The sequence below is a fragment of the Stutzerimonas marianensis genome, from assembly GCF_022810315.1.
In the GTDB taxonomy this organism is placed as follows: domain Bacteria; phylum Pseudomonadota; class Gammaproteobacteria; order Pseudomonadales; family Pseudomonadaceae; genus Stutzerimonas; species Stutzerimonas marianensis.
Genome location: NZ_JALGRD010000008.1, coordinates 115,103 through 135,055, shown reverse-complemented (window position 1 = coordinate 135,055; position 19,953 = coordinate 115,103). Strand labels below are relative to the sequence as shown.

Below are 19,953 nucleotides of genomic sequence, written 5' to 3'. Positions count from 1 at the left end.
GGAACTGGCGACCGCTCGTCACCTTCTGATCGCGCCGAGTCGATAGACTGGCCTGCGGCTGCGCCACGGCGGGCATCCGCCTTGCCGGGCTCACCTTGCGTTGCGCCTTCGCGGCGCGGAACTCTGAACATGCGAACAAGAAAACCTGATCGAACGCGGCCGGCGCCCCTTGCCGATGACTTCTTCGTTCCCGAGCTGTGCCAGCCGGACGCGCTGCTCGGCCTGGTGTTGCTGGCCGAGTTGCTGGTCCTGGTGCTGGTACTGGCCGAGCCGATGCAGCCGGGGTTCAACTGGATGCGCCTGGCGCTGACGTCACTGTTCGTGCAGTGGGTGATGCTGCTCTCGGCCGGAACGACCTGCCAGCTGCGCCCGCTGCTGGCGAAGCTGCCGCCTTGGCTGGCCGGGCTCGCCTGTTGCGCGCTGGTGGTCGGCCTGACGCTGGCGTGCACGGCCGTGGCGGACATCTACCAGCTTGGCGGTCCCTTGACCCGTGCTGGCGAGGTCAACCTGTACCTGCGCCATGCCTTGATCAGCCTGATCATGTCGGGTTTGCTGCTGCGCTATTTCTATTTGCAAAGCCAGTGGCGGCGGCAGGAGCAGGCCGAACTCAAGGCGCGGATCGAGTCGTTGCAGGCGCGCATTCGGCCGCATTTCCTGTTCAACAGCCTGAACAGCATCGCCAGCCTGGTGGCGACCGATCCGGGCAAGGCCGAGCAGGCGGTTCTCGATCTTTCCGATCTGTTTCGCGCCAGTCTTGCGCGCCCGGGGACGCTGGTGCCCTGGGCCGATGAGCTGGAGCTGTCGCGCCGCTACCTGGCCATCGAGCAATATCGCCTCGGTGACCGCCTGCGCGTCGATTGGCAGGTCGCGGGTGTGCCGGATGACCTGCCGATCCCGCAACTGACCTTGCAGCCCCTGTTGGAAAATGCCTTGATTCACGGAATTCAGCCACGTATCGACGGCGGGCTGGTCTGCGTGAAGGCGGATTACGTCGATGGGGTGCTGAATCTGGAAGTCAGCAACCCGTTTGACGAAACCGCTCAAGCCCAGCCATCCCGGGGGACTCGCCAGGCGTTGCACAACATCGACGCACGACTAACGGCACTTTTCGGTCCTGCAGCGAGTCTCAGCGTGGAGCGGCGTAATGCCCGTCACTACACCTGTCTACGCTATCCGTGTGCGACACAACAGCAGGAAGCCAGAACTATATGAATGTGCTGATTGTCGATGACGAACCTCTAGCCCGCGAGCGCCTCAGCCGACTGGTAGGTGACCTTGACGGCTATCGTGTCCTGGAACCTTCCGCCTCCAACGGTGAGGAAGCACTGTCCCTCATCGAGGAACTGCGTCCTGACGTTGTGTTGCTGGACATTCGCATGCCGGGCCTCGACGGCCTTCAGGTCGCTGCCAAACTCTGCGAGCGCGATGCGCCGCCGGCCGTGATCTTCTGCACCGCCCACGACGAGTTCGCGCTGGAAGCCTTCCAGGTCAGTGCCGTGGGCTATCTGGTCAAGCCGGTTCGACCGGAACACCTCGCCGAAGCCTTGAAAAAGGCCGAGCGGCCGAACCGCGTGCAGCTTGCCGCGCTGACCCGTCCGGCCGCCGTTTCCGGCGTCGGCCCGCGCAGCCATATCAGCGCCAGGACACGCAAGGGCATCGAACTCATCCCGCTGCCACAGGTGATCTATTTCATTGCCGATCACAAATACGTGACCTTGCGCCACGAGGGTGGCGAAGTCTTGTTGGACGAGCCGCTCAAGGCGCTGGAAGACGAGTTCGGCGATCGCTTCGTGCGGATCCATCGCAACGCATTGGTCTACCGCGACCGTATCGAGCGCCTGCAGCGCACCCCGCTCGGGCATTTCCAGCTGTTCCTCAAGGGGCTCGAGGGCGAGCCGCTGACCGTGAGCCGGCGGCATGTCGCTGGGGTGCGGAAGCTGATGCAGAGTCTCTGATCGGCCGCTGGAAGCGAGAAGCGAACACAGCGAGCTGGCGACGGCCTCAGGTGCAGCCAGCTGCACGGCCCGCATGGTGAGCGCTTGATGGCGCCACGTGGGTCCGCTTCGAGCTTCGAGCCGCCTTTTCCTTGATCCCCGCCAGCTCAGTCTGGCGATCTGGCCTGTTATCATCGCCGGCAGTTCATCTGTCTGGAATCGTTCATGTCCCGCGAAATTCGCATCGCCACCCGCAAGAGTGCCCTGGCCCTGTGGCAGGCCGAATACGTCAAGGCTCGCCTCGAAGCAGCGCATCCTGAAGTCCGCGTAAGCCTGGTGCCGATGGTGAGCCGCGGTGACAAGTTGCTCGATGCGCCGCTGGCGAAGATCGGTGGCAAGGGGCTGTTCGTCAAGGAGCTGGAGACGGCGCTGCTGGAAAACGAAGCGGACATCGCTGTTCACTCGATGAAGGACGTGCCCATGGAATTTCCAGAGGGGCTGGGCCTGTATTGCATTTGCGAGCGGGAAGACCCGCGCGACGCCTTCGTCTCCAATCGTTACGAGAATCTTGCCGCGCTGCCGGCCGGTGCAGTGGTCGGTACGTCCAGCCTGCGGCGTCAGGCCCAGTTGCTGGCACGGCGACCCGATCTGAAAATCCAGTTTCTTCGCGGCAACGTGAATACTCGCCTGGCCAAACTCGACGCTGGCGAGTATGACGCCATCATCCTGGCCGCAGCCGGTCTGATCCGGCTGGGCTTCGGCGAGCGTATCCGCGCCAGTATGGGTGTCGAAGAGAGCCTGCCGGCCGGCGGCCAGGGGGCGGTGGGTATCGAATGCCGTACGAGCGACACCGAGCTGCACCAGTTGCTGCAATGCATGAACGACGCCGACACCGCCGTACGCGTCAGCGCGGAGCGGGCCCTGAATCGCCACCTGAACGGTGGCTGCCAGGTGCCGATCGCCTGCTATGCGGTGCTCGAGAACGACGAGCTCTGGTTGCGCGGTTTGGTCGGGCAGCCCGATGGTTCGCAATTGCTGCGTGCCGAAGGACGCGCCCCGGCGGCTGAGGCCCAGGCGCTCGGCGTGCGAATCGCCGAAGACTTGCTTGCTCAGGGCGCCGGCAAGATTCTGGCGGATATCTATGGCGAGGCGGGCAAGGCGTGACCGGCTGGCGCCTGCTGCTGACGCGGCCGGCCGAAGAAAGCGCCGCGCTTGCCGATCTGCTGGACGAGCACGGCATTCACAGCAGCAGCCTGCCGCTACTGGCCATCGAGCCGTTACCGGAAACCGCGGAACAGCGTGCGACGATGCTCGAGCTCGATCGCTACCACGCCGTCATCGTCGTCAGCAAGCCCGCTGCGCGGTTGGGGCTCGAACGGTTGGATCGCTATTGGCCGCAACCCCTGTTCGGGCAGGTCTGGTTCAGCGTGGGTGCGGCGACCGGGGGACTGCTGGAGGCGTACGGGCTCGACGTGAGCTGGCCGGACAGTGGTGACGACAGCGAAGCCCTGCTCGCGCTGCCGCGTCTGGCCGAGGCCGTCGCGGTGCCCGAACCAAAGGTGTTGCTGTTGCGGGGCGAGGGCGGCCGCGAGCTGATCGCCGAGACCTTGCGCCAGCGGGGCGTGCAGGTCGACAGCCTCGAACTGTATCGCCGCTACCTTCCCACCTACCCGGCCGGAACACTGCTCGGGAAGGTGCGCTCGGAACGGCTGAATGCGCTGGTGGTCAGCAGTGGACAAGGTTTGCAGTCGTTGCGTCAGTTGGCGGGCGACGATTGGGCCGAACTGCTTGAGCTACCCTTGTTCGTACCGAGCCCCCGAGTTGCGGCGCTCGCGACGCAGCTGGGTGCAAAACGAATTGTGGACTGTCGCGGTGCTGGAGCCGCGGCGTTGCTGGCGGCGTTACGGGAAACCCCGAGCCCGCATCCCTGATGCAAAGGATGGAAACGTGAGCGAAACAGATCCCGACAAGTCACCGCAGCAGCCCAAGGGACATGATCCCGCCACCCCGCAGGAACCCGCCAAGAAAGACGCTCCCAAGGACACGAAGGTACCCCCTCAGGCTCCTCCGCCCAAGGCATCGGCCGCAACCTCGAGTTCCGGCGGCGGCGGCGGCGGTGGCAAGGCGCTGGCCGGTGTGGCGCTGCTGGTTGCATTGGCGGGGTTGGCGGCGGGCGGCTACGGCGTCTGGCAGACGCAGCAACTCGCCGAGCGTGAGCAGGCGCAGCGCGAGGCCGTCCAGGCAACCCGCGAGCAATCCCGCTCGGTGGAAGACCGCAGCCAGCAACTGGCCAGTCGCATCGCGCGCCTGGAGCAGTTGCCCTCGGCCGAGCAGCTGGACGAGCAGCGCAGGCTGCTGGCGCAGGTGCAGAGCGTCCAGCAACGACTTGCCGGGCGGGTCGAACAGGTGTTGGGCGCCAGCCGCGAGCAATGGCGTCTGGCCGAGGCCGAACATCTGCTGCGCATGGCGATGCTGCGGCTGTCGGCCATGCAAGACGTGAACAGCACGGCATCGCTGGTCGAAGAGGCTGACGTGATCCTGCGCCAGCAGGACGATCCAAGTGCCTACGGTGCGCGGCAGAAGTTGCTCGAAGGGCTCGAGGCGCTGCGCAGCCTGCCGGACGTCGATCGGACCGGCCTTTTCCTGCAGCTCGGTGCGCTGCGTGGCCAGGCCAGCCAGTTGAGCGGGTTGGCGCCTGAGTTCGAAATGGCCGACGGCGCGGCTGAGGGTGACGGCAGCACGTGGCAGCGCTGGCTGAACGAGCTGACCCGCTACGTGCGCGTCGATTTCAATGCGGGCAACGACGTCCGCCCGCTGCTGGCCGGGCAGAGCCTGGCGCAGGTAAGGCTCGCGCTGTCGTTGGCGGTCGAGCAGGCTCAGTGGGCGGTGCTCAACAGCAATGCCGAGGTCTACCGCCAGTCCCTCGAGCAGGCCGCGCAACTGATCGACGATCATTTCAGTGACGACAACGCCCAGAGCCGCGGGCTCCGTGATCGCCTCCAGGCACTCGCCGAGCGGCAGGTAGCCGTCACGCTGCCGGATCTCTCGCCTGCCCTGGATGCCCTGCAGACTTACGTGCAGAAGCGCGAGTCGGCCGAGCGTGCCGGCGCGCCTGAATCCAACCCCGAGGAGGGCGAGGATGCCGAGCAGGCGCCGGCCGCGGCCGAATCTGACGAAGGAGGTCTGAACACATGAAGCGATTGGCCGTGTTCCTGATCCTCCTGCTGCTGGTTGTCGGCTTTCTGGGTTGGGCCATTTCGCAGGACGCCGGCTATGTCCTGATCAGCTATGACCGCTTCCGGTATGAATCGAGCTTCTGGATATTCGTCGGGTTGGTCGCTGCGCTCTGGCTGCTCGCGGTGGTGGTTCACTGGACGCTTGGCGTGCTGCATGCCTCCGGCGCGCTGGTCAATCCCTGGTCGCGTCGGCACCATGCGCGGCGCATCGCCAAGGCCTCTCGTAGCGGGCTGCGCGAACTGGCCGAAGGGCAGTGGAGCCAGGCGCTCGGCCACCTGCGCACCGCCGCCGAGCATGATCGGCAGCCACTGGTGCATTACCTGGGCGCCGCCCGTGCCGCCAGCGAACTGGGTGAGTACGAGCAGAGCGACGAGCTGCTGCGCAAGGCGCGCGAACGCGAGCCCGAGGCGGGTCTCGCCGTGGGCCTGACGCAGGCGCAGTTGCAGATCGCGCGCGGGCAATACGCCGAAGCGCGCGCGTCGCTGGATGCCCTGCACAACGAACATCCGCGTCACCCGCAGGTCCTGATCCTGCTGCAACAGCTGCATGTGCAGCTGCAGGATTGGCCGGCCCTGTGCCGCTTGCTGCCAGAGCTGCGCAAGCATCGCGTTCTCCCTCCGGCCCGGCTGAATGACCTGGAAGTGCTGGCGTGGACAGCCGCACTCGAGCAGGCGGGGCAAGCCCAGCTGGTGCCCAGCGACGAGGCCCGCCAGGGTCTGGAACAGCGCTGGCAGACGGTCCCCGGATCGCTACGCAACGAGCCGGCGATCGTGCGGGCCTATGCCGATGGCCTGAGTCGCCTGGGTGCACAGGACAAGGCCGAGGAAGTCCTGCATGCTGCGATCAAACGGCAGTTCGACAACCGCCTCGTCGAACGATACGGTCGCGTCGAGGGGCGCGATCCGGCGCGCCAGTTGGCCAACGCGGAGGGCTGGCTGAAGGCCCAGCCTGACAACGCCGAGCTGCTGCTCGCCCTGGGGCGGCTGAGCCTGCGCAATGCCCTCTGGGGCAAGGCCCGTGACTACCTTGAAGCCAGTCTGGCGATCGAGCATCGGGCCGACACCTGTGCCGAGCTCGCTCGCCTGCTGGCGCAGCTGGGCGACAACGAGCGCAGTAACCGGCTGTTTCAGGAGGGCTTGGTGCTGCTCGATCAGTCGGGTGCAGGCACACTGCCGGTGCTCAGCCGCTAGCCCTTTCAGCTTGCCGCGTGACGTCTGTCCCGCGGCTTGGCGCGGCCATCTGCAAGTTACTTGCAGCTGGCGCCGCGCGGCACTACCGTAGCGAGCTTTTCTTCCCCGCGGAGTCATCATGAACCTGGCAAGCCCACGTTCGTTGTTCCTACTCGCCTTCATCGGTTGCGTGCTGATGATGGTGGCTGCGCTCTATCTCGAGCATGTGGTCGGCCTAGCGCCGTGCCCCCTGTGCATCGTTCAGCGTGTTTGCGTGATCGGCTTCGGCCTGGTCTGTCTGCTGGCGGCGATCCACGGCCCGGCCAGAACGGGGCGGCGTGTCTATTCGGTGCTGGCGCTGCTCTTTGCAATGGCCGGCGGGGCTACTGCGATTCGCCAGATATGGCTGCAGAACATGCCGGCCGACGAACTGCCGGCGTGCCTGCCCAGCCTCGAATACATGATGGACGCGCTGCCGTTCCAGGACATCGTCCGCCTGGTTCTGCATGGCACGGCCGAATGCGCGGAGGTCAGCTGGACGCTGCTGGGTATGAGCATTCCCGAATGGACGCTGCTGGGCTTCATCGCCATGGCCGCCTTCTGCCTCTGGCAGCTGTTTCGCCGAAGCTGAAGCATTTTGTCGGGCCTTGCGAATGATTGCCGGGCGAGGCGGTCAATGATCTGATCGAAGTCATTCCGCTGGCCCTTGCGCTCGAGGATTTTTAGCCAGCGCTGCTTGATGCTTCGTTCACTGCAGCTTAGTCTGCGGGGGCAGCACCGGCTCCCGCCCGGCTTGCTGCCACTCACCCAAGGCCGATACCCCAAGACAACAAACCGTCTCGGAAGGCGCAACAAGCATCATCGATTAGGGAAGTGAGGTCATCATGCTCGAGAGCTGTCGGAACGCCCAGGAACGCTGGGGAGGTGTGCATCTGCTGATCGATCGTTGGCTGCAGGAACGCCATGAGCTGATCAATGCTTTCGATGGACTGCATGCCGACGAAGGGGCGGATAGCCGCTCGGCACTGCAAAAATTCTGTGAAATCCTGCTCGACTACGTTTCGGCCGGGCATTTCGAAATCTACGAACAATTGCTCAACGAAGCCGAAGCCTTCGGTGACAAGCGCGGCCTGGAGCTTGCTCGGCAGATCTACCCGCGCATCGAAGCCATCACCGAGGTGGCGGTAGCCTTCAATGATCGCTGCGACAAGGGTGAATGTCTGGAAAGTGCAGGTTTCCCCGAGGAGCTCAAGCGCCTGGGGCAATTGCTGCATGAGCGTTTCGAGTTGGAAGACTGCCTCATCGAAGTGCTGCACACGGCACACAAACAGGCTGCCACGCCGGCCTGATCGCGAGGTTCCGGGGCTCTTCGCCGCTGCGCTGTGCCGCTGCGGTGACCCGGTTGGCGGAAGCGCGTAGCCCGTCTAGTATGGCTACACCATTCCCGCCAGGAGGCGTCTCCATGCCAGCGAAGAAACAGTCGGTCGACACCCCCCTTCATCTGCTCCAGCAGTTGTCAGCCAGCCTGGTGGAGCATCTGGAAAAGGCCTGCGGCGCCGCGCAGAAAGAAGCTGAGGCACTGCTGGCCAAGCTCGAAAAGCAACGCGGCAAGACTCAGGAGAAGCTGGTCAGGGCGCGCGCCAAGCTCGACGAGGCCGGCAATGCAGGCAAGGCGAAGGCGCAGGCACGTGCTCGGAGTCGTATCGCCGAACTCGACGACATGTTCGCCGTGTTGCAGGCGCGTCAAAGTGAAACCCTCAACTACCTTGCCGAACTCAAGCGGGATGCCGAACAGAGCTTGAAGCTTGCGCAGGGGGTGACCCAGGTCCAGCAGGCGGCGGCCCAGGCACTGGAGGCGCGCAAAGCATCGGTATCGGCCAAGTCCTCCCAGAAGTCGGCCTCGCCTAAGGCCGCTGCGAGCCGTGCGGCAACCAGAAAAGAGGCTCCGGCCTCGACCGCAAAGGCCAATCCGACCGTGAGTCCCGCTTCGGGAAATGGCCGGGCGCGTCCAGCGGCGAAACCTTCCTCCGCACCGGCCAAGCGCTCGTCATCCAATAGTGCAGCGGCAGGCAAGCCCGCAACCAAGTCCACGCCCAAGCCGAGCGCTACGGAATCTGCATCGCCCAAGACGGCGGCTCGCTCGACCGGGGCGTCGAGAAAACCGGCAAGCGCGCGAAAGCCTGCCGCGAAAAAGCCGACGAGCCGCAAGCCTGTAACGGCGAAGGCGTCAGGCGATGGTCAGGCGTCGCCCACGCCAGCGGCTTGATCCTGCGCGGCGTGTCGGAGCGTTGCGATCGCGTGGCGCAGGTCGCCGCCCAGCGGCTGGCTAAGCGGTTCGAGCCAGTCCGACGCACCGGCCCCTGGCGACCAGTGCTCCGCGGCGGCTTGCAGGCGATTTAGCTGAACGCGCTCGGCATCGAGCTCGATGCCCTTGAGCCGCTCACGCAGGTCATACAGTTGCGGGTCGTCCTGCGCCGCCGTCCGCCAGGCTTGACGGAGGGCGCGCGCGGGACGTACGACCTGCTCGCGCCATGCCGTGCTGATCCTTTGCAGTTCATCCAGCCTCTCGTGGCTGAAGCCCGTCCCGCGGCGCTCCAGCCAGGCGCCAGCGAGTAACAGGCAGACATCACCGCCTGCTGCCTGCAGCGCGAGGCAGGCGCCTTCGACGCCAGGCCTGGCATAGAGCCTATGTGCGAATGTCCACAACGTGTCGTCAGTTGTCATTGGCAGGTTTTTTTCTCGCCGGCCGGATGGATTTCCAGGCGAACTGATAAACTCCGCCGCCATTATGATCCGACTCCAAGACCTGACTCTACAGCGCGGTCCCCAGCGATTGCTGGAGGGCGCCGAATTGACCCTGCACCCCGGCCACAAGGTCGGGCTGGTTGGAGCCAATGGCGCCGGCAAATCCACCTTGTTCGCCTTGCTGCGCGGCGAACTGAGCGCTGATGGCGGCAACTGCCAGTTGCCACCCGATTGGCGCATCGCCCACATGCGGCAGGAAGTCGATGCGCTCGGCCGTCTGGCTGTGGATTACGTGCTTGATGGCGACGTGCAGCTGCGACGCATCCAGGCCGAGCTCGCCTCCGCCGAGGCCGCGCAGGACGGCGCTGCCCTGGCGCGACTGCATACCGAACTGGACAACGCCGACGGTTACAGCGCCGATGCGCGAGCGCGCAAGCTGCTCGCCGGGCTCGGCTTTGCCAGTGAGCAGATGGAGCGACCGGTGGACAGCTTCTCCGGTGGCTGGCGAATGCGCCTGAACCTGGCGCAGGCGCTGATGTGTCCGTCCGACCTGTTGTTGCTCGATGAGCCGACCAACCACCTGGATCTGGATGCGATTCTCTGGCTCGAGTCCTGGCTCAAGGGCTATGGCGGCACCTTGATGCTGATCTCCCACGACCGTGACTTCCTCGACGAAGTGGTCGGCCACATCGTGCATGTCGATCAGCGCAAGTTGATCCTCTACCGGGGTGGCTATTCGGCCTTCGAACGGGCGCGCGCCGAGCGGTTGGCGCAACAGCAACAGGCATTCGAGAAGCAACAGGCCCAGCGTGCCCACATGGAGGACTTCATTCGCCGGTTCAAGGCCAAGGCGAGCAAGGCGCGCCAGGCACAGAGTCGGATCAAGGCGCTGGAAAAGCTTGAACAGCTGGCGCCAGCCCATATCGATTCGCCGTTCGATTTCGTCTTCCGCGAGGCGGACAAGGTCTCCAGTCCGTTGCTCGATCTCGGCGAGGGGCGCCTTGGCTACGGTGACAAGCTCGTTCTGGAGAAGGTCAAGCTGCAGTTGGCGCCTGGCGCACGGATCGGCCTGCTCGGCCCCAACGGCGCGGGCAAGTCGACCCTGATCAAGACCCTTGCCGGCGGGCTGCAACCGTTGGGCGGCCGGTTGCAGCGTGGTGAGAATCTGGTGGTCGGCTATTTTGCCCAGCATCAGCTGGACGCGCTCGATGCCAAGGCCAGCCCGCTCCTGCACCTGCAGCGGATCGCCCCGGGCGAGCGCGAACAGGTGCTGCGTGATTTCCTTGGCGGCTTCGATTTCCGCGGCGATCGCTGCGACGAACCGGTCGTGAATTTCTCGGGAGGCGAGAAGGCCCGGCTGGCGCTGGCCCTGATCGCCTGGGGCAAGCCCAATCTGCTCTTGCTCGATGAACCGACCAACCACCTCGACCTGGAGATGCGCCTTGCGCTGACCCTGGCCTTGCAGGACTTCCAGGGTGCGGTGGTGGTGGTGTCGCACGATCGCCATCTGCTCAAGAGCACGACGGATGAGTTCCTGCTCGTCGCTGACGGGCGGGTCGTGTCCTTCGAAGGTGATCTGGATGACTACGCGCGCTGGCTGGCCGATTACCGGGTTCGCCAGCAGCCGTCGGTCACGGCCGAGGCGGCGGGCGAAAAGACGGACAAACGTGCCCAGCGCCAAGCGGCTGCGGCCTTGCGACAGCAGTTGGCGCCGCTCAAACGCAAGGCTGAAGCCTTCGAAAAAGACCTCGCCAGCGTGCAGGAGAAGCTCGCGGCGATCGAGGTGCAACTGGGTGATGCGGGGCTTTACGACGGCGCCAGGAAAGAGGAGCTGCGCGACCTGCTGAGCAAACAGGCAACGCTGAAGGCGCGCGAATCAACGCTGGAGGAGTCCTGGCTCGAGGCTCTGGAAGCACTGGAGTCGTTACAGGGCGACCTGGAGGCCAGTGCATGAGCGAACAGCTCGTCTACCTGTCACGCGAATGGAGCGATCAGTGGCTGCTCGGGCTGCAGATCCTGCTCATTGTCGTCGTCGCCTACGTGCTGCAGCGCCTGCTCGTGCGCGGCATCACCCGCCTGGGCAGTCGCTACCCGCTGCCACCCGAGCTGCTCCTGCCACTGCGCGGCGGGGTCCGCTGGTTCATCATCGGCGGTGCGCTGATCATGGTCCTGGAGCGCTTCGGTGTGTCGGCCACTGTGCTCTGGACCGCGTTTTCCGGCTTCGTGGCAGTCGCAGCGGTCGCCTTCTTCGCGATCTGGAGCGTACTGTCGAATCTGCTCTGCGCCGTGCTCATCCTGACGGTCGGGCCGTTCCGGATCGGCGATCTGGTCGAGTTGATCGAGAGCGCCGACAAGCCCGTCGTCAAGGGGCGCGTCGTTGACATCAACCTGCTCTATACCACCCTCGAAGAGGTGGTCGAGGAAGGAACCGGGCCGGTCGTGCAAGTGCCCAACAGCTTGTTCTTCCAGAAGGTGGTGCGCCGCTGGCGCGGCACCGATTTGAAGCCCTTCAATCACAACATTCACGAGTAGCATTCATGGAATGGCTCAGCAGCCCTGAAATCTGGGTCGCGTTTCTGACCCTCACCGCCCTGGAGATCGTCCTGGGCATCGACAACATCATCTTCATCTCCATTCTCGTGGGGCGGCTGCCCAAAGAGCAGCAGCCGCGGGCGCGTTTCTTCGGCCTGGCGCTGGCGATGGGGACACGGATCCTGCTGCTGTTGTCCATCGCCTGGGTGATGCGTCTGACCGATGAGCTGTTCCGAGTCTTCGACCACGGCGTGTCCGGGCGGGACGTGATCCTCTTCTTCGGCGGATTGTTCCTGCTGTTCAAGAGCACCATGGAGATCTGGCACAGCGTCGAGGGCGAGGAGGAACAGGAGAGCGGCGCGGGTGGGGCGGCCAAGGCTGGTTTCATTGGGATCATTCTGCAGATCGCGGTGATCGATATCGTCTTCTCGCTGGATTCGGTGATCACCGCGGTGGGGCTGGTCGACAACGTGCAGGTGATGATCGCAGCCATCGTCATCGCGGTAGGCGTGATGATGCTCGCCGCCGGTACCATCAGCGAGTTCATCGAACGGCACCCGACACTGAAGATTCTGGCGCTGTCCTTCCTGATCGTGGTTGGCACGCTCCTCGTGGCGGAAGCCTTCGGTGCGCATGTGCCCAAGGGCTATGTCTACTTCGCGATGGCCTTCTCGCTCGGGGTCGAAGCGCTCAATATCCGCATGCGCAAGGCAATGAATCGCAAGCTCAAGGAGCCGGTCAAGCTCAACAAGGACCTGCCGGACTAACCGTTCCCGGGCCGCGCCTTGCCGGCGCGGCCCGAATGCCTGAGGAGGCGCTGCATGACGCTCGATACCTGGCTCGCCTTTTTCGTCGCCTGCTGGATCATCAGTCTGTCGCCCGGTGCCGGTGCGATCGCCTCGATGTCGTGCGGCCTGCAGTATGGCTTCTGGCGTGGCTATTGGAATGCACTTGGCCTGCAGATCGCACTGGCATTGCAGATTGCGGTGGTTGCGGCCGGGCTTGGCGCAGTGCTGGCGACGTCATCGCTGGCGTTCAGCCTGATCAAGTGGTTCGGTGTGCTGTACCTGCTGTGGCTCGCCTGGAAACAGTGGCAGGCGCTGCCTTCGGCATTGGATGCACCTGATGCCCCGCGCCCGGTGGGCCGTCCGCTCGCGCTGGTCTTTCGCGGTTTCCTCATCAACGCCAGCAATCCCAAGGCGATCGTCTTTATCCTTGCGGTGCTGCCGCAGTTTCTCGACCCGCAGCGCGAATTGGTGCTGCAGTATGTCGAGATGACCGTCACGATGGTGGCGGTGGATCTGGTGGTGATGGCCGGTTACACCGGGCTGGCGGCAAAGGTCCTGCGTTTGCTGCGTACACCGCGGCAGCAGAGGCTGGTCAATCGCAGCTTCGCCACGCTGTTCGCCGGGGCGGCGGCTCTGCTGGCGACGGTACAGCGGGCCTCGACATGAGCGCACCGTTGCGGGTGTGGATAGACGCTGACGCCTGTCCCAAGGCAGCCAAGGACCAGGTGATCAAGTTCGCGCGCAAGCGTCGGTTCGAAGTGGTGCTCGTGGCTGGGCAGAGCCAGGTCAAGCCGGCGTTTGCCTGCGTCAGGTTGATCGTCGTGCCGAGCGGTCCGGATGCGGCGGATGATTATCTGGTCGAGCATGCCGAACCGGGCGAGCTGGTCATTTGCAGCGACGTGCCGCTGGCCGATCGGTTGGTCAAGAAAGGCGTGGCTGCGCTCGATCCACGGGGGCGCGAGTTCGACGAACGCAATATGGGCGAGCGCCTGGCCGTCCGTAACCTGTTCACGGACCTGCGCGAGCAGGGGCAAGTGGGCGGCGGGCAGGCCGCTTATGGCGACCGCGATCGGCAGGCATTCGCCAATGCGCTGGATCGCTTGCTCACTCCACTGCTCAGGGCGCGTTCGAACTGAGCGTGACCGGTCAGCCGCAGAGATAGGTTCCGGTGCCCACCGCAATGAGCACGCCGTGCTCGTTGAGCAGTTCGGAGCGCACCACCGCAACCTTGTTACCCGAGCGCAGCAGCGTGGCGCTGGCGCTGAAACGCTCGCCTCGTCCTGGCCGCAGGTAATCCACGCGCAGATCAATGGTGCCCAGCCGCGACAGGCGCAGGGCGCGTTCCTCGGCGCTCAGGTGCTGGTGTTTCTCGAAGGCGCCGATCATGGCCATGGCGCCGCCGACCACGTCGAGCAGCGAGGCAATGACGCCGCCGTGAAGAATGCCATGGAAGAAATTGCCGATCAGTTCGTGCTTCATCGGCAAATGCATGACCACCCGCTCGCGGGACACCTCGTCAAGTTCGATGCCCAGGTAGGCGTTGAAGGGGATGCGTTCGAACAGTTGACGGACAGCCTGGTGCTGCGCGTCCGGCGAATCGGCGTCTGAATGAGGCATGGGCGTGTTCCTGGTGAGTAGGAACACGCTGCCGGATCGACGTGCGAAAGACCAGAGGCGCGGCGTGACCGGCGGACGGATTGGCGGTATACCCACCGCCGAGAAAACCGGCGAGGCCGGTTCTCTCGTTGTCGGTGCGTTACTTGGCGTGGGTCAGGTCGAGAACGCGGTCGACCAGCTTGTAGATGCCCGATGCCGCCTCGCTGATCGATTGCGCGAGCATGTAGGCCGGCGTGGTGACCAGTTTGCGCTGGGTGTCCTCGACGATCTCACTGACTTCGCAGGCCTTGTGCACGGCGCCCATTTCGCGTGCCGCCACGGCGGCTGGATCGTCATCATGCCCAAGCGTGCAGAGCACGCCGGGGCCGAAGATCTGCGCGGCCATGGTCGGGGCTATGCACATCATCCCGATCGGTTTGTCGGACCTGGCAAAGGCTTGCGCAACGGCAAGTACGTCGGGCTGAACCTGGCAGGCGGCGCCCTTGCTGGCGAAGTCGGAGAGGTTCTTCGCCGCGCCGAATCCGCCCGGGATGATGAGTGCATCGAAGTCAGCAGCGTCGGCTTCACGCAGGTCTTTGATCTGACCGCGTGCCAGGCGGGCGGCCTCGGTCAGCACGTTGCGGCTCTCGCCCGTTTCCTCGCCGGTGCGGTGGTCGATGACATGCAGCTGCGGCCTGTCGGGCGCGAAGCACTGCACCGTCGCGCCCCGCTGGTCAAGGCGGAGCAGGGTGATGACGCTCTCGTAAATTTCCGAACCGTCATAGACACCACAGCCGGACAGTATTACGGCGACCTTTTTGTTCATAGCGACTCCTGGGCTGGTTTGCACTCGATGTTCTCAGGCGGATAAGCAGATGCTAATGCCTTGCAGGGCGCGAGTTAAGCGGCATCTTCGTCAGTTGGATGTCGCCGCTGTGTGGGTGGTTCAGTACCCGGACCGGGTCGGCGGCTGGGTGGAAACCCTTGATCGAAAGCACTGGCAGCGCTCGTGCCGGCTGGCGACAATGCGCGGTCTACATGGGCCGCTTGCCATTGGCTGTCATATTTCGGTCATATGGTCGGCCTATAAACGTCATATTCGCCCGTGCTGCGGGCTTGGAGTGCGTCGTGAGTTTCGTTCCTGCCAATCGCCTGTTTCCTGCCACTCGCCTGCGCCGTAACCGTCGGGACGAGTTTTCCCGCCGGCTGGTACGCGAGCATGTGCTGAGTGTGGACGACCTGATCCTTCCGATCTTCGTCCTGGATGGCGAGAACCGGCGTGAGCCGGTGCCTTCGATGCCGGGTGTCGAGCGGCTATCCATCGACCTGCTGGTCGAGGAAGCGGCCGAGCTGGTCGCGCTGGGTATTCCGGCGCTGGCGCTGTTCCCGGTCACGCCGCTGGAGAAGAAATCCCTGGACGCGGCCGAGGCCTGGAACCCCGACGGTATCGCTCAGCGTGCCACGCGGGCACTGAGAGCGCGGTTCCCCGAGCTGGGCATCATCACGGATGTGGCGCTCGATCCGTTCACCACTCACGGTCAGGACGGGATCCTCGACGACCAGGGTTACGTACAAAACGATGTGACGGTTGACGCTCTGGTGCGCCAGGCGCTGTCGCACGCCGAGGCCGGGGCACAGGTGGTGGCGCCCTCGGACATGATGGACGGGCGCATCCAGGCCATCCGCGAGGCACTGGAAATCGCCGGTCACCACAACGTGCGGATCATGGCTTATTCGGCCAAATACGCCAGCGCCTACTATGGCCCCTTTCGTGATGCCGTCGGGTCGGCAGCGAACCTTGGCAAAGGTAGCAAGAACACCTATCAGATGGACCCGGCCAACGGCGACGAGGCGTTGCACGAAGTTGGCTCGGACCTCGCCGAGGGCGCCGACATGGTGATGGTCAAGCCGGGGATGCCGTACCTGGACATCGTCTGGCGAGTGAAGGAAGCCTTCCGCGTGCCGACCTTCGCCTATCAGGTGAGCGGCGAGTATGCGATGCACATGGCCGCGATCCAGAACGGCTGGTTGAGCGAGGCGGTCATCCTCGAGTCGCTGACGGCCTTCAAACGTGCCGGAGCCGATGGCATCCTCACCTACTTCGCCAAGCAGGCGGCACAACAGTTGAATCACGGGCGCTGAGCCCGTTTTGAGCAAGGGCCGAAAGGCCCGACGAGGCAGAGTGATGACGAACCAGGGATTGAGCGAGAGCGACTTTCAGCAGGCCGCGGACGAAGCCCAGCCGCTCGATACCGTGGCCACAGCCGTCGAGGGCGAAGTCGTCGACGAGCTGCCGGCGCCCTTGCCGGCGCCGGTGGTGACGAACCTGGACGACAGCAGCCTTTACATCCACCGTGAGCTGTCTCAGCTGCAGTTCAATATCCGTGTGCTGGAGCAGGCGCTGGACGAGTCCTACCCGTTGCTCGAGCGGCTCAAGTTCCTGCTTATCTTTTCCAGCAACCTCGATGAGTTCTTCGAGATTCGTGTCGCCGGTCTGAAGAAGCAGGTCGCGTTCGCCCGCGAACAGGCGGGTGCCGACGGCCTGCAGCCACACCAGGCTCTGGCGCGGATCTCCGAGCTGGTGCACGAGCAGGTCGGTCGCCAGTATTCGATACTCAACGAAGTGCTGTTGCCTCAACTGGCCAATCACCAGATCCGGTTCGTCCGCCGCCGTCACTGGACAACGAAGATCAAGAGTTGGGTGCGCCGCTATTTCCGGGACGAGATCGCGCCCATCATCACGCCGATTGGCCTGGACCCGACCCATCCGTTCCCGTTGCTGGTCAACAAGAGCCTGAACTTCATCGTCGAACTCGAAGGGGTGGACGCCTTCGGACGCGATTCCGGCCTGGCGATCATTCCGGCGCCCCGATTGCTGCCGCGGGTTATCCGCGTACCGGAGGACGTAGGCGGGCCCGGCGCCAACCACGTGTTCCTGTCGTCGATGATCCATGCGCACGCCGACGATCTGTTCCATGGCATGAAGGTCAAGGGCTGCTACCAGTTCCGTCTGACTCGCAACGCCGACCTGTCGGTCGATACCGAGGATGTCGAGGATCTGGCACGGGCGCTGCGCGGCGAACTCTTCTCGCGGCGGTATGGCGATGCGGTGCGGCTGGAAGTGGTCGACACCTGTCCGTCGCACCTGTCCGACTTCCTGCTCAAGCAGTTCAACCTCAGCGAAAGCGAGCTGTATCGCGTCAACGGGCCGGTCAACCTGACGCGCCTGTTCAGCATCACCGGCCTGGACAGCCACCCGGAGCTGCAATACGCCCCGTTCACGCCAGCCATTCCGAAGCTGCTGCAGAACAGCGAGAACATCTTCAACGTCGTCGGCAAGCAGGACGTCCTGCTGCTGCACCCCTACGAGTCGTTCACCCCGGTCGTGGACCTGCTGCGCGAAGCCGCGAAGGACCCGTGCGTGCTGGCCGTCAAGCAGACGCTATATCGTTCGGGTGCCAACTCGGAGATCGTCGATGCCCTGGTCGAAGCGGCACGTAACGGCAAGGAAGTCACGGCCGTCATCGAGCTGCGGGCGCGGTTCGACGAGGAGTCCAACCTGCAGCTGGCGAGCCGCCTGCAGCAGGCTGGCGCCGTGGTGATCTATGGCGTCGTCGGCTACAAGACGCACGCCAAGATGATGCTGATTCTGCGGCGCGAAAACGGCGAGCTGCGCCGCTACGCCCATCTCGGGACCGGCAACTATCACGCCGGCAACGCCCGCCTTTATACCGACTACAGTCTGCTGACCTCGGACGATGCGCTCTGCGAGGACGTTTCCAAGCTGTTCAGCCAGCTGATCGGCATGGGCAAGACCATGCGCATGAAAAAGTTGTTGCATGCGCCGTTCACGCTGAAAAAAGCATTGCTGGACATGATCACCCAGGAAACCCAGCACGCCAGCGAGGGGCGAGCGGCGCACATCATCCTCAAGGTCAATTCCCTGACCGATGCTAAGATGATCCGCGCGCTGTACAAGGCCAGCCAGACCGGCGTGCGCATCGACCTGATCGTGCGCGGCATGTGCTGCCTGAGACCGGGGATTCTGGGCGTATCGCACAACATTCAGGTGCGATCGATCATCGGGCGCTTCCTTGAGCACAGCCGCGTGTTCTATTTCCTCAACAACGGCGACGAAAAGCTTTACCTGTCGAGTGCCGACTGGATGGAGCGAAACCTCGACCGGCGTGTAGAAACCTGCTTTCCGGTCGAAGGCAAGAAGCTGATCACGCGGGTAAAGAAGGAGCTCGAGGGCTTCCTTACCGATAACACGCAAAGCTGGACGCTGCAGCCCGACGGCACTTATCTGCGCAACAGCCCCAGCGGTAACCAGAATCCGCGCAACGTGCAGAACACCCTGCTGGAGCGCCTGGGCAGCCCGTCGACACGGTGAGGGGCTCGGCACATCTGACGCGGCGTCGAGCTGGCGCCGCACCCGCTCAGTGTACGGTCAGGTCGAAATCGATTCGCTTGAGCCACTCCGCTTCGAGGGCGAAGTCGGCTTGTGTCAGCGGATTCTGTGCCAGCCACCCTTCGGGGAATGCCACGTCCAGGTGGTTCTCGCCCGCGCTGAGCCTGAAGTCCGGTGCCTGTTGCGGCCCGCGAATATGATGGAAGAGGATGGCGAACCTCAACAGTACGCACAGCCGCGTGAGCTTGACGCCGTCTTCGCTCAGTTCCTCGAATTTCTGCTTGGGTATGTTGCGCCGATGCCCCCTGACCAGCAGCGCCAGCATCTGCTGGTCCTGGCGAGAGAAGCCGGGTAGATCGGAGTGCTCGATCAGGTAGGCGCCATGCTTGTGGTAATGGTAGTGGGCGATGTCCAGGCCCACTTCGTGCACCCGTGCGGCCCAGCCGAGCAGCTCGCGGTGCCAGTCCTGGTCCAGGCTCCAGTCGTTGGCCACCTGGTCGAACGCCTCGAGGGCCTTGCTCTCGACGCGCGCGGCTTGTTCAGTGTCGACGTGGTAACGCTCCATGAGAAAGCTCAGGGTGCGGTCGCGAATGTCCTCATGGTGATGACGGCCGATGAGGTCGTACAGCACGCCCTCGCGCAGCGCGCCTTCGGAATGCGCCATGCGGTCGAGCTCCAGGGCATCGAAGATCGCTTCGAGGATCGCCAGGCCGGCGGGGAAGATGCTTCGACGGTCCGGCTTGATGCCTTCGAGGTCGAGCTTTTCGACCTCGCCGAGTTTGAACAGCTTGCGCTTGAGCCAGCCGAGCCCTTCGGCGGTGACCTCGCCGTTGCTCAGTCCTGCCCCCTTGATCGCCAGGCCAACTGCCCGAATGGTCCCGGACGCGCCGACGGCGTCCTGCCAGCCGAGGCGCCTGAGGCCATGTTCGATGCTCATCAGCTCCAGCCGCGCTGCGGTATAGGCCTGGGCGTAGCGCGCAGGCGTGATCTTGCCGTCACGGAAGAAGCGCTGGGTAAAGCTGACGCAGCCCATCTGCAGGCTCTCGCGCAGCAGCGAGTCGAAACCTTCACCGACGATGAATTCGCTGCTCCCGCCACCAATGTCCACCACCAGCCGCTTGCCGGCTGCGGCGGGAAAGGTATGCGAGACGCCAAGATAAATCAGGCGCGCCTCTTCCCGGCCCGAAATCACCTCGACCTGATGGTTGACGATGGCTTCGGCTTGGCGGATGAAGTGCGCACGGTTGCGGGCTTCGCGCAGCGCGTTGGTGCCTACGACACGCACCGCGCCCTGCGGCAGATGATTGATCAGCTGCGCGAAGCGGCGCAGACAATCAAGGCCGCGTTGCATGGCTTGCTCATCGAGCTGTCGGTTCTCGTCGATACCCGCAGCAAGCTGCACCTTTTCACCCAGCCGCTCAATGATGCGCATCTCGCCGTTGCTGGTGCGGGCCAGCACCATGTGGAAACTGTTTGACCCGAGATCGAGCGCGGCGATCATCGGGAAGGCATCGGCAGCGTGTGTGCGCATGGGGCGGTCT

20 protein-coding genes are annotated in these 19,953 nt (G+C 64.3%); 16 read left to right on the top strand and 4 right to left on the bottom strand.

Features of this window, described 5'->3' with window-relative positions:
- Nucleotides 1-129 precede the first annotated feature (129 nt).
- The 9 genes from MST27_RS15120 (at nucleotide 130) to MST27_RS15080 (ending at nucleotide 8,606) form a co-directional block, all read left to right on the top strand.
- Complete coding sequence (locus MST27_RS15120) at nucleotides 130-1,212, top strand: sensor histidine kinase (RefSeq protein WP_243606769.1); 1,083 nt, start codon at nucleotides 130-132, stop codon at nucleotides 1,210-1,212.
- Nucleotides 1,209-1,955 carry a LytR/AlgR family response regulator transcription factor gene (locus MST27_RS15115; RefSeq protein ID WP_243606768.1) on the top strand — a complete coding sequence of 249 codons (747 nt, stop codon included), beginning with the start codon at nucleotides 1,209-1,211 and terminating at the stop codon, nucleotides 1,953-1,955. The genes MST27_RS15120 and MST27_RS15115 overlap by 4 nt, the downstream gene beginning before the upstream one ends.
- 204 nt (nucleotides 1,956-2,159) lie before the next feature.
- The gene (gene hemC / locus MST27_RS15110) at nucleotides 2,160-3,098 is read left to right on the top strand and encodes a hydroxymethylbilane synthase (protein WP_243606767.1); all 939 of its coding nucleotides are present in this window, start codon (nucleotides 2,160-2,162) and stop codon (nucleotides 3,096-3,098) included.
- Nucleotides 3,095-3,865: a uroporphyrinogen-III synthase gene (locus MST27_RS15105; protein WP_243606766.1), complete on the top strand. Its 771-nt coding sequence runs from the start codon at nucleotides 3,095-3,097 to the stop codon at nucleotides 3,863-3,865. The genes hemC and MST27_RS15105 overlap by 4 nt, the downstream gene beginning before the upstream one ends.
- 16 nt (nucleotides 3,866-3,881) lie before the next feature.
- The gene (locus tag MST27_RS15100) at nucleotides 3,882-5,129 is read left to right on the top strand and encodes a uroporphyrinogen-III C-methyltransferase (protein ID WP_243606765.1); all 1,248 of its coding nucleotides are present in this window, start codon (nucleotides 3,882-3,884) and stop codon (nucleotides 5,127-5,129) included.
- Nucleotides 5,126-6,361 carry a heme biosynthesis HemY N-terminal domain-containing protein gene (locus MST27_RS15095; RefSeq protein ID WP_243606764.1) on the top strand — a complete coding sequence of 412 codons (1,236 nt, stop codon included), beginning with the start codon at nucleotides 5,126-5,128 and terminating at the stop codon, nucleotides 6,359-6,361. Before MST27_RS15100 ends, MST27_RS15095 begins: the two co-directional genes overlap by 4 nt.
- 118 nt (nucleotides 6,362-6,479) lie before the next feature.
- Complete coding sequence (locus MST27_RS15090) at nucleotides 6,480-6,971, top strand: disulfide bond formation protein B (protein WP_243606763.1); 492 nt, start codon at nucleotides 6,480-6,482, stop codon at nucleotides 6,969-6,971.
- Between the two features lie 253 nt (nucleotides 6,972-7,224).
- Complete coding sequence (rsd, locus tag MST27_RS15085) at nucleotides 7,225-7,689, top strand: sigma D regulator (protein WP_243606762.1); 465 nt, start codon at nucleotides 7,225-7,227, stop codon at nucleotides 7,687-7,689.
- An 80-nt stretch (nucleotides 7,690-7,769) separates the two neighbouring features.
- Nucleotides 7,770-8,606, top strand: coding sequence for an AlgP family protein (locus MST27_RS15080; protein WP_420864251.1), 837 nt, complete (start codon nucleotides 7,770-7,772; stop codon nucleotides 8,604-8,606).
- Here MST27_RS15080 and MST27_RS15075 read toward each other — a convergent pair.
- Complete coding sequence (locus MST27_RS15075) at nucleotides 8,579-9,064, bottom strand: TIGR02444 family protein (RefSeq protein WP_243606761.1); 486 nt, start codon at nucleotides 9,062-9,064, stop codon at nucleotides 8,579-8,581. The two genes, MST27_RS15080 and MST27_RS15075, sit on opposite strands and share 28 nt — an antisense overlap.
- A 64-nt stretch (nucleotides 9,065-9,128) precedes the next feature.
- On the opposite strand from MST27_RS15075, the gene MST27_RS15070 reads away from it, so the two are divergent.
- From MST27_RS15070 to MST27_RS15050, 5 genes are read left to right on the top strand one after another with little or no spacing between them, the layout of a single operon-like run.
- Entirely contained in the window at nucleotides 9,129-11,039 is a 1,911-nt protein-coding gene (locus MST27_RS15070; RefSeq protein ID WP_243606760.1) for an ATP-binding cassette domain-containing protein, read from the top strand.
- Nucleotides 11,036-11,617, top strand: a complete 582-nt coding sequence (locus MST27_RS15065) for a mechanosensitive ion channel family protein (RefSeq protein WP_243606759.1) — start codon at nucleotides 11,036-11,038, stop codon at nucleotides 11,615-11,617. Before MST27_RS15070 ends, MST27_RS15065 begins: the two co-directional genes overlap by 4 nt.
- A gap of 5 nt (nucleotides 11,618-11,622) precedes the next feature.
- Nucleotides 11,623-12,384, top strand: coding sequence for a TerC family protein (locus MST27_RS15060; protein ID WP_243606758.1), 762 nt, complete (start codon nucleotides 11,623-11,625; stop codon nucleotides 12,382-12,384).
- Between the two features lie 54 nt (nucleotides 12,385-12,438).
- The gene (locus MST27_RS15055) at nucleotides 12,439-13,071 is read left to right on the top strand and encodes a LysE family transporter (protein ID WP_243606757.1); all 633 of its coding nucleotides are present in this window, start codon (nucleotides 12,439-12,441) and stop codon (nucleotides 13,069-13,071) included.
- Nucleotides 13,072-13,079: 8 nt separating this feature from the next.
- Nucleotides 13,080-13,541 carry a YaiI/YqxD family protein gene (locus MST27_RS15050; protein ID WP_243606939.1) on the top strand — a complete coding sequence of 154 codons (462 nt, stop codon included), beginning with the start codon at nucleotides 13,080-13,082 and terminating at the stop codon, nucleotides 13,539-13,541.
- 10 nt (nucleotides 13,542-13,551) lie between these two features.
- On the opposite strand, the gene MST27_RS15045 is transcribed toward MST27_RS15050, so the two are convergent.
- Together MST27_RS15045 and elbB are read right to left on the bottom strand one after the other, a co-directional pair.
- Nucleotides 13,552-14,022: a thioesterase family protein gene (locus MST27_RS15045; RefSeq protein WP_243606756.1), complete on the bottom strand. Its 471-nt coding sequence runs from the start codon at nucleotides 14,020-14,022 to the stop codon at nucleotides 13,552-13,554.
- 139 nt (nucleotides 14,023-14,161) lie between these two features.
- The gene (elbB, locus tag MST27_RS15040) at nucleotides 14,162-14,827 is read right to left on the bottom strand and encodes an isoprenoid biosynthesis glyoxalase ElbB (RefSeq protein WP_243606755.1); all 666 of its coding nucleotides are present in this window, start codon (nucleotides 14,825-14,827) and stop codon (nucleotides 14,162-14,164) included.
- A gap of 302 nt (nucleotides 14,828-15,129) precedes the next feature.
- Between elbB and hemB the strand changes: the two genes are divergently transcribed.
- Both hemB and ppk1 read left to right on the top strand, forming a co-directional pair.
- Nucleotides 15,130-16,143, top strand: a complete 1,014-nt coding sequence (hemB, locus tag MST27_RS15035) for a porphobilinogen synthase (protein ID WP_243606754.1) — start codon at nucleotides 15,130-15,132, stop codon at nucleotides 16,141-16,143.
- A 43-nt stretch (nucleotides 16,144-16,186) separates the two neighbouring features.
- The gene (gene ppk1, locus MST27_RS15030; protein ID WP_275973246.1) at nucleotides 16,187-18,394 is read left to right on the top strand and encodes a polyphosphate kinase 1; all 2,208 of its coding nucleotides are present in this window, start codon (nucleotides 16,187-16,189) and stop codon (nucleotides 18,392-18,394) included.
- A gap of 46 nt (nucleotides 18,395-18,440) precedes the next feature.
- Here ppk1 and ppx read toward each other — a convergent pair whose 3' ends face one another.
- Nucleotides 18,441-19,943, bottom strand: a complete 1,503-nt coding sequence (gene ppx / locus MST27_RS15025; protein WP_243606752.1) for an exopolyphosphatase — start codon at nucleotides 19,941-19,943, stop codon at nucleotides 18,441-18,443.
- Between the last annotated feature and the right edge of the window lie 10 nt (nucleotides 19,944-19,953).

What these genes read in the sequence shown, in the direction of transcription:
- MST27_RS15120 (WP_243606769.1), top strand. Translation starts at nt 130, where the DNA reads ATGCGAACAAGAAAACCTGATCGAACGCGGCCGGCGCCCCTTGCCGAT.
- MST27_RS15115 (WP_243606768.1), top strand. Translation starts at nt 1,209, where the DNA reads ATGAATGTGCTGATTGTCGATGACGAACCTCTAGCCCGCGAGCGCCTC.
- hemC (WP_243606767.1), top strand. Translation starts at nt 2,160, where the DNA reads ATGTCCCGCGAAATTCGCATCGCCACCCGCAAGAGTGCCCTGGCCCTG.
- MST27_RS15095 (WP_243606764.1), top strand. Translation starts at nt 5,126, where the DNA reads ATGAAGCGATTGGCCGTGTTCCTGATCCTCCTGCTGCTGGTTGTCGGC.
- MST27_RS15090 (WP_243606763.1), top strand. Translation starts at nt 6,480, where the DNA reads ATGAACCTGGCAAGCCCACGTTCGTTGTTCCTACTCGCCTTCATCGGT.
- rsd (WP_243606762.1), top strand. Translation starts at nt 7,225, where the DNA reads ATGCTCGAGAGCTGTCGGAACGCCCAGGAACGCTGGGGAGGTGTGCAT.
- MST27_RS15080 (WP_420864251.1), top strand. Translation starts at nt 7,770, where the DNA reads ATGGCTACACCATTCCCGCCAGGAGGCGTCTCCATGCCAGCGAAGAAA.
- MST27_RS15075 (WP_243606761.1), bottom strand. Translation starts at nt 9,064, where the DNA reads ATGACAACTGACGACACGTTGTGGACATTCGCACATAGGCTCTATGCC.
- MST27_RS15070 (WP_243606760.1), top strand. Translation starts at nt 9,129, where the DNA reads ATGATCCGACTCCAAGACCTGACTCTACAGCGCGGTCCCCAGCGATTG.
- MST27_RS15065 (WP_243606759.1), top strand. Translation starts at nt 11,036, where the DNA reads ATGAGCGAACAGCTCGTCTACCTGTCACGCGAATGGAGCGATCAGTGG.
- MST27_RS15060 (WP_243606758.1), top strand. Translation starts at nt 11,623, where the DNA reads ATGGAATGGCTCAGCAGCCCTGAAATCTGGGTCGCGTTTCTGACCCTC.
- MST27_RS15055 (WP_243606757.1), top strand. Translation starts at nt 12,439, where the DNA reads ATGACGCTCGATACCTGGCTCGCCTTTTTCGTCGCCTGCTGGATCATC.
- MST27_RS15045 (WP_243606756.1), bottom strand. Translation starts at nt 14,022, where the DNA reads ATGCCTCATTCAGACGCCGATTCGCCGGACGCGCAGCACCAGGCTGTC.
- elbB (WP_243606755.1), bottom strand. Translation starts at nt 14,827, where the DNA reads ATGAACAAAAAGGTCGCCGTAATACTGTCCGGCTGTGGTGTCTATGAC.
- ppk1 (WP_275973246.1), top strand. Translation starts at nt 16,187, where the DNA reads ATGACGAACCAGGGATTGAGCGAGAGCGACTTTCAGCAGGCCGCGGAC.
- ppx (WP_243606752.1), bottom strand. Translation starts at nt 19,943, where the DNA reads ATGCGCACACACGCTGCCGATGCCTTCCCGATGATCGCCGCGCTCGAT.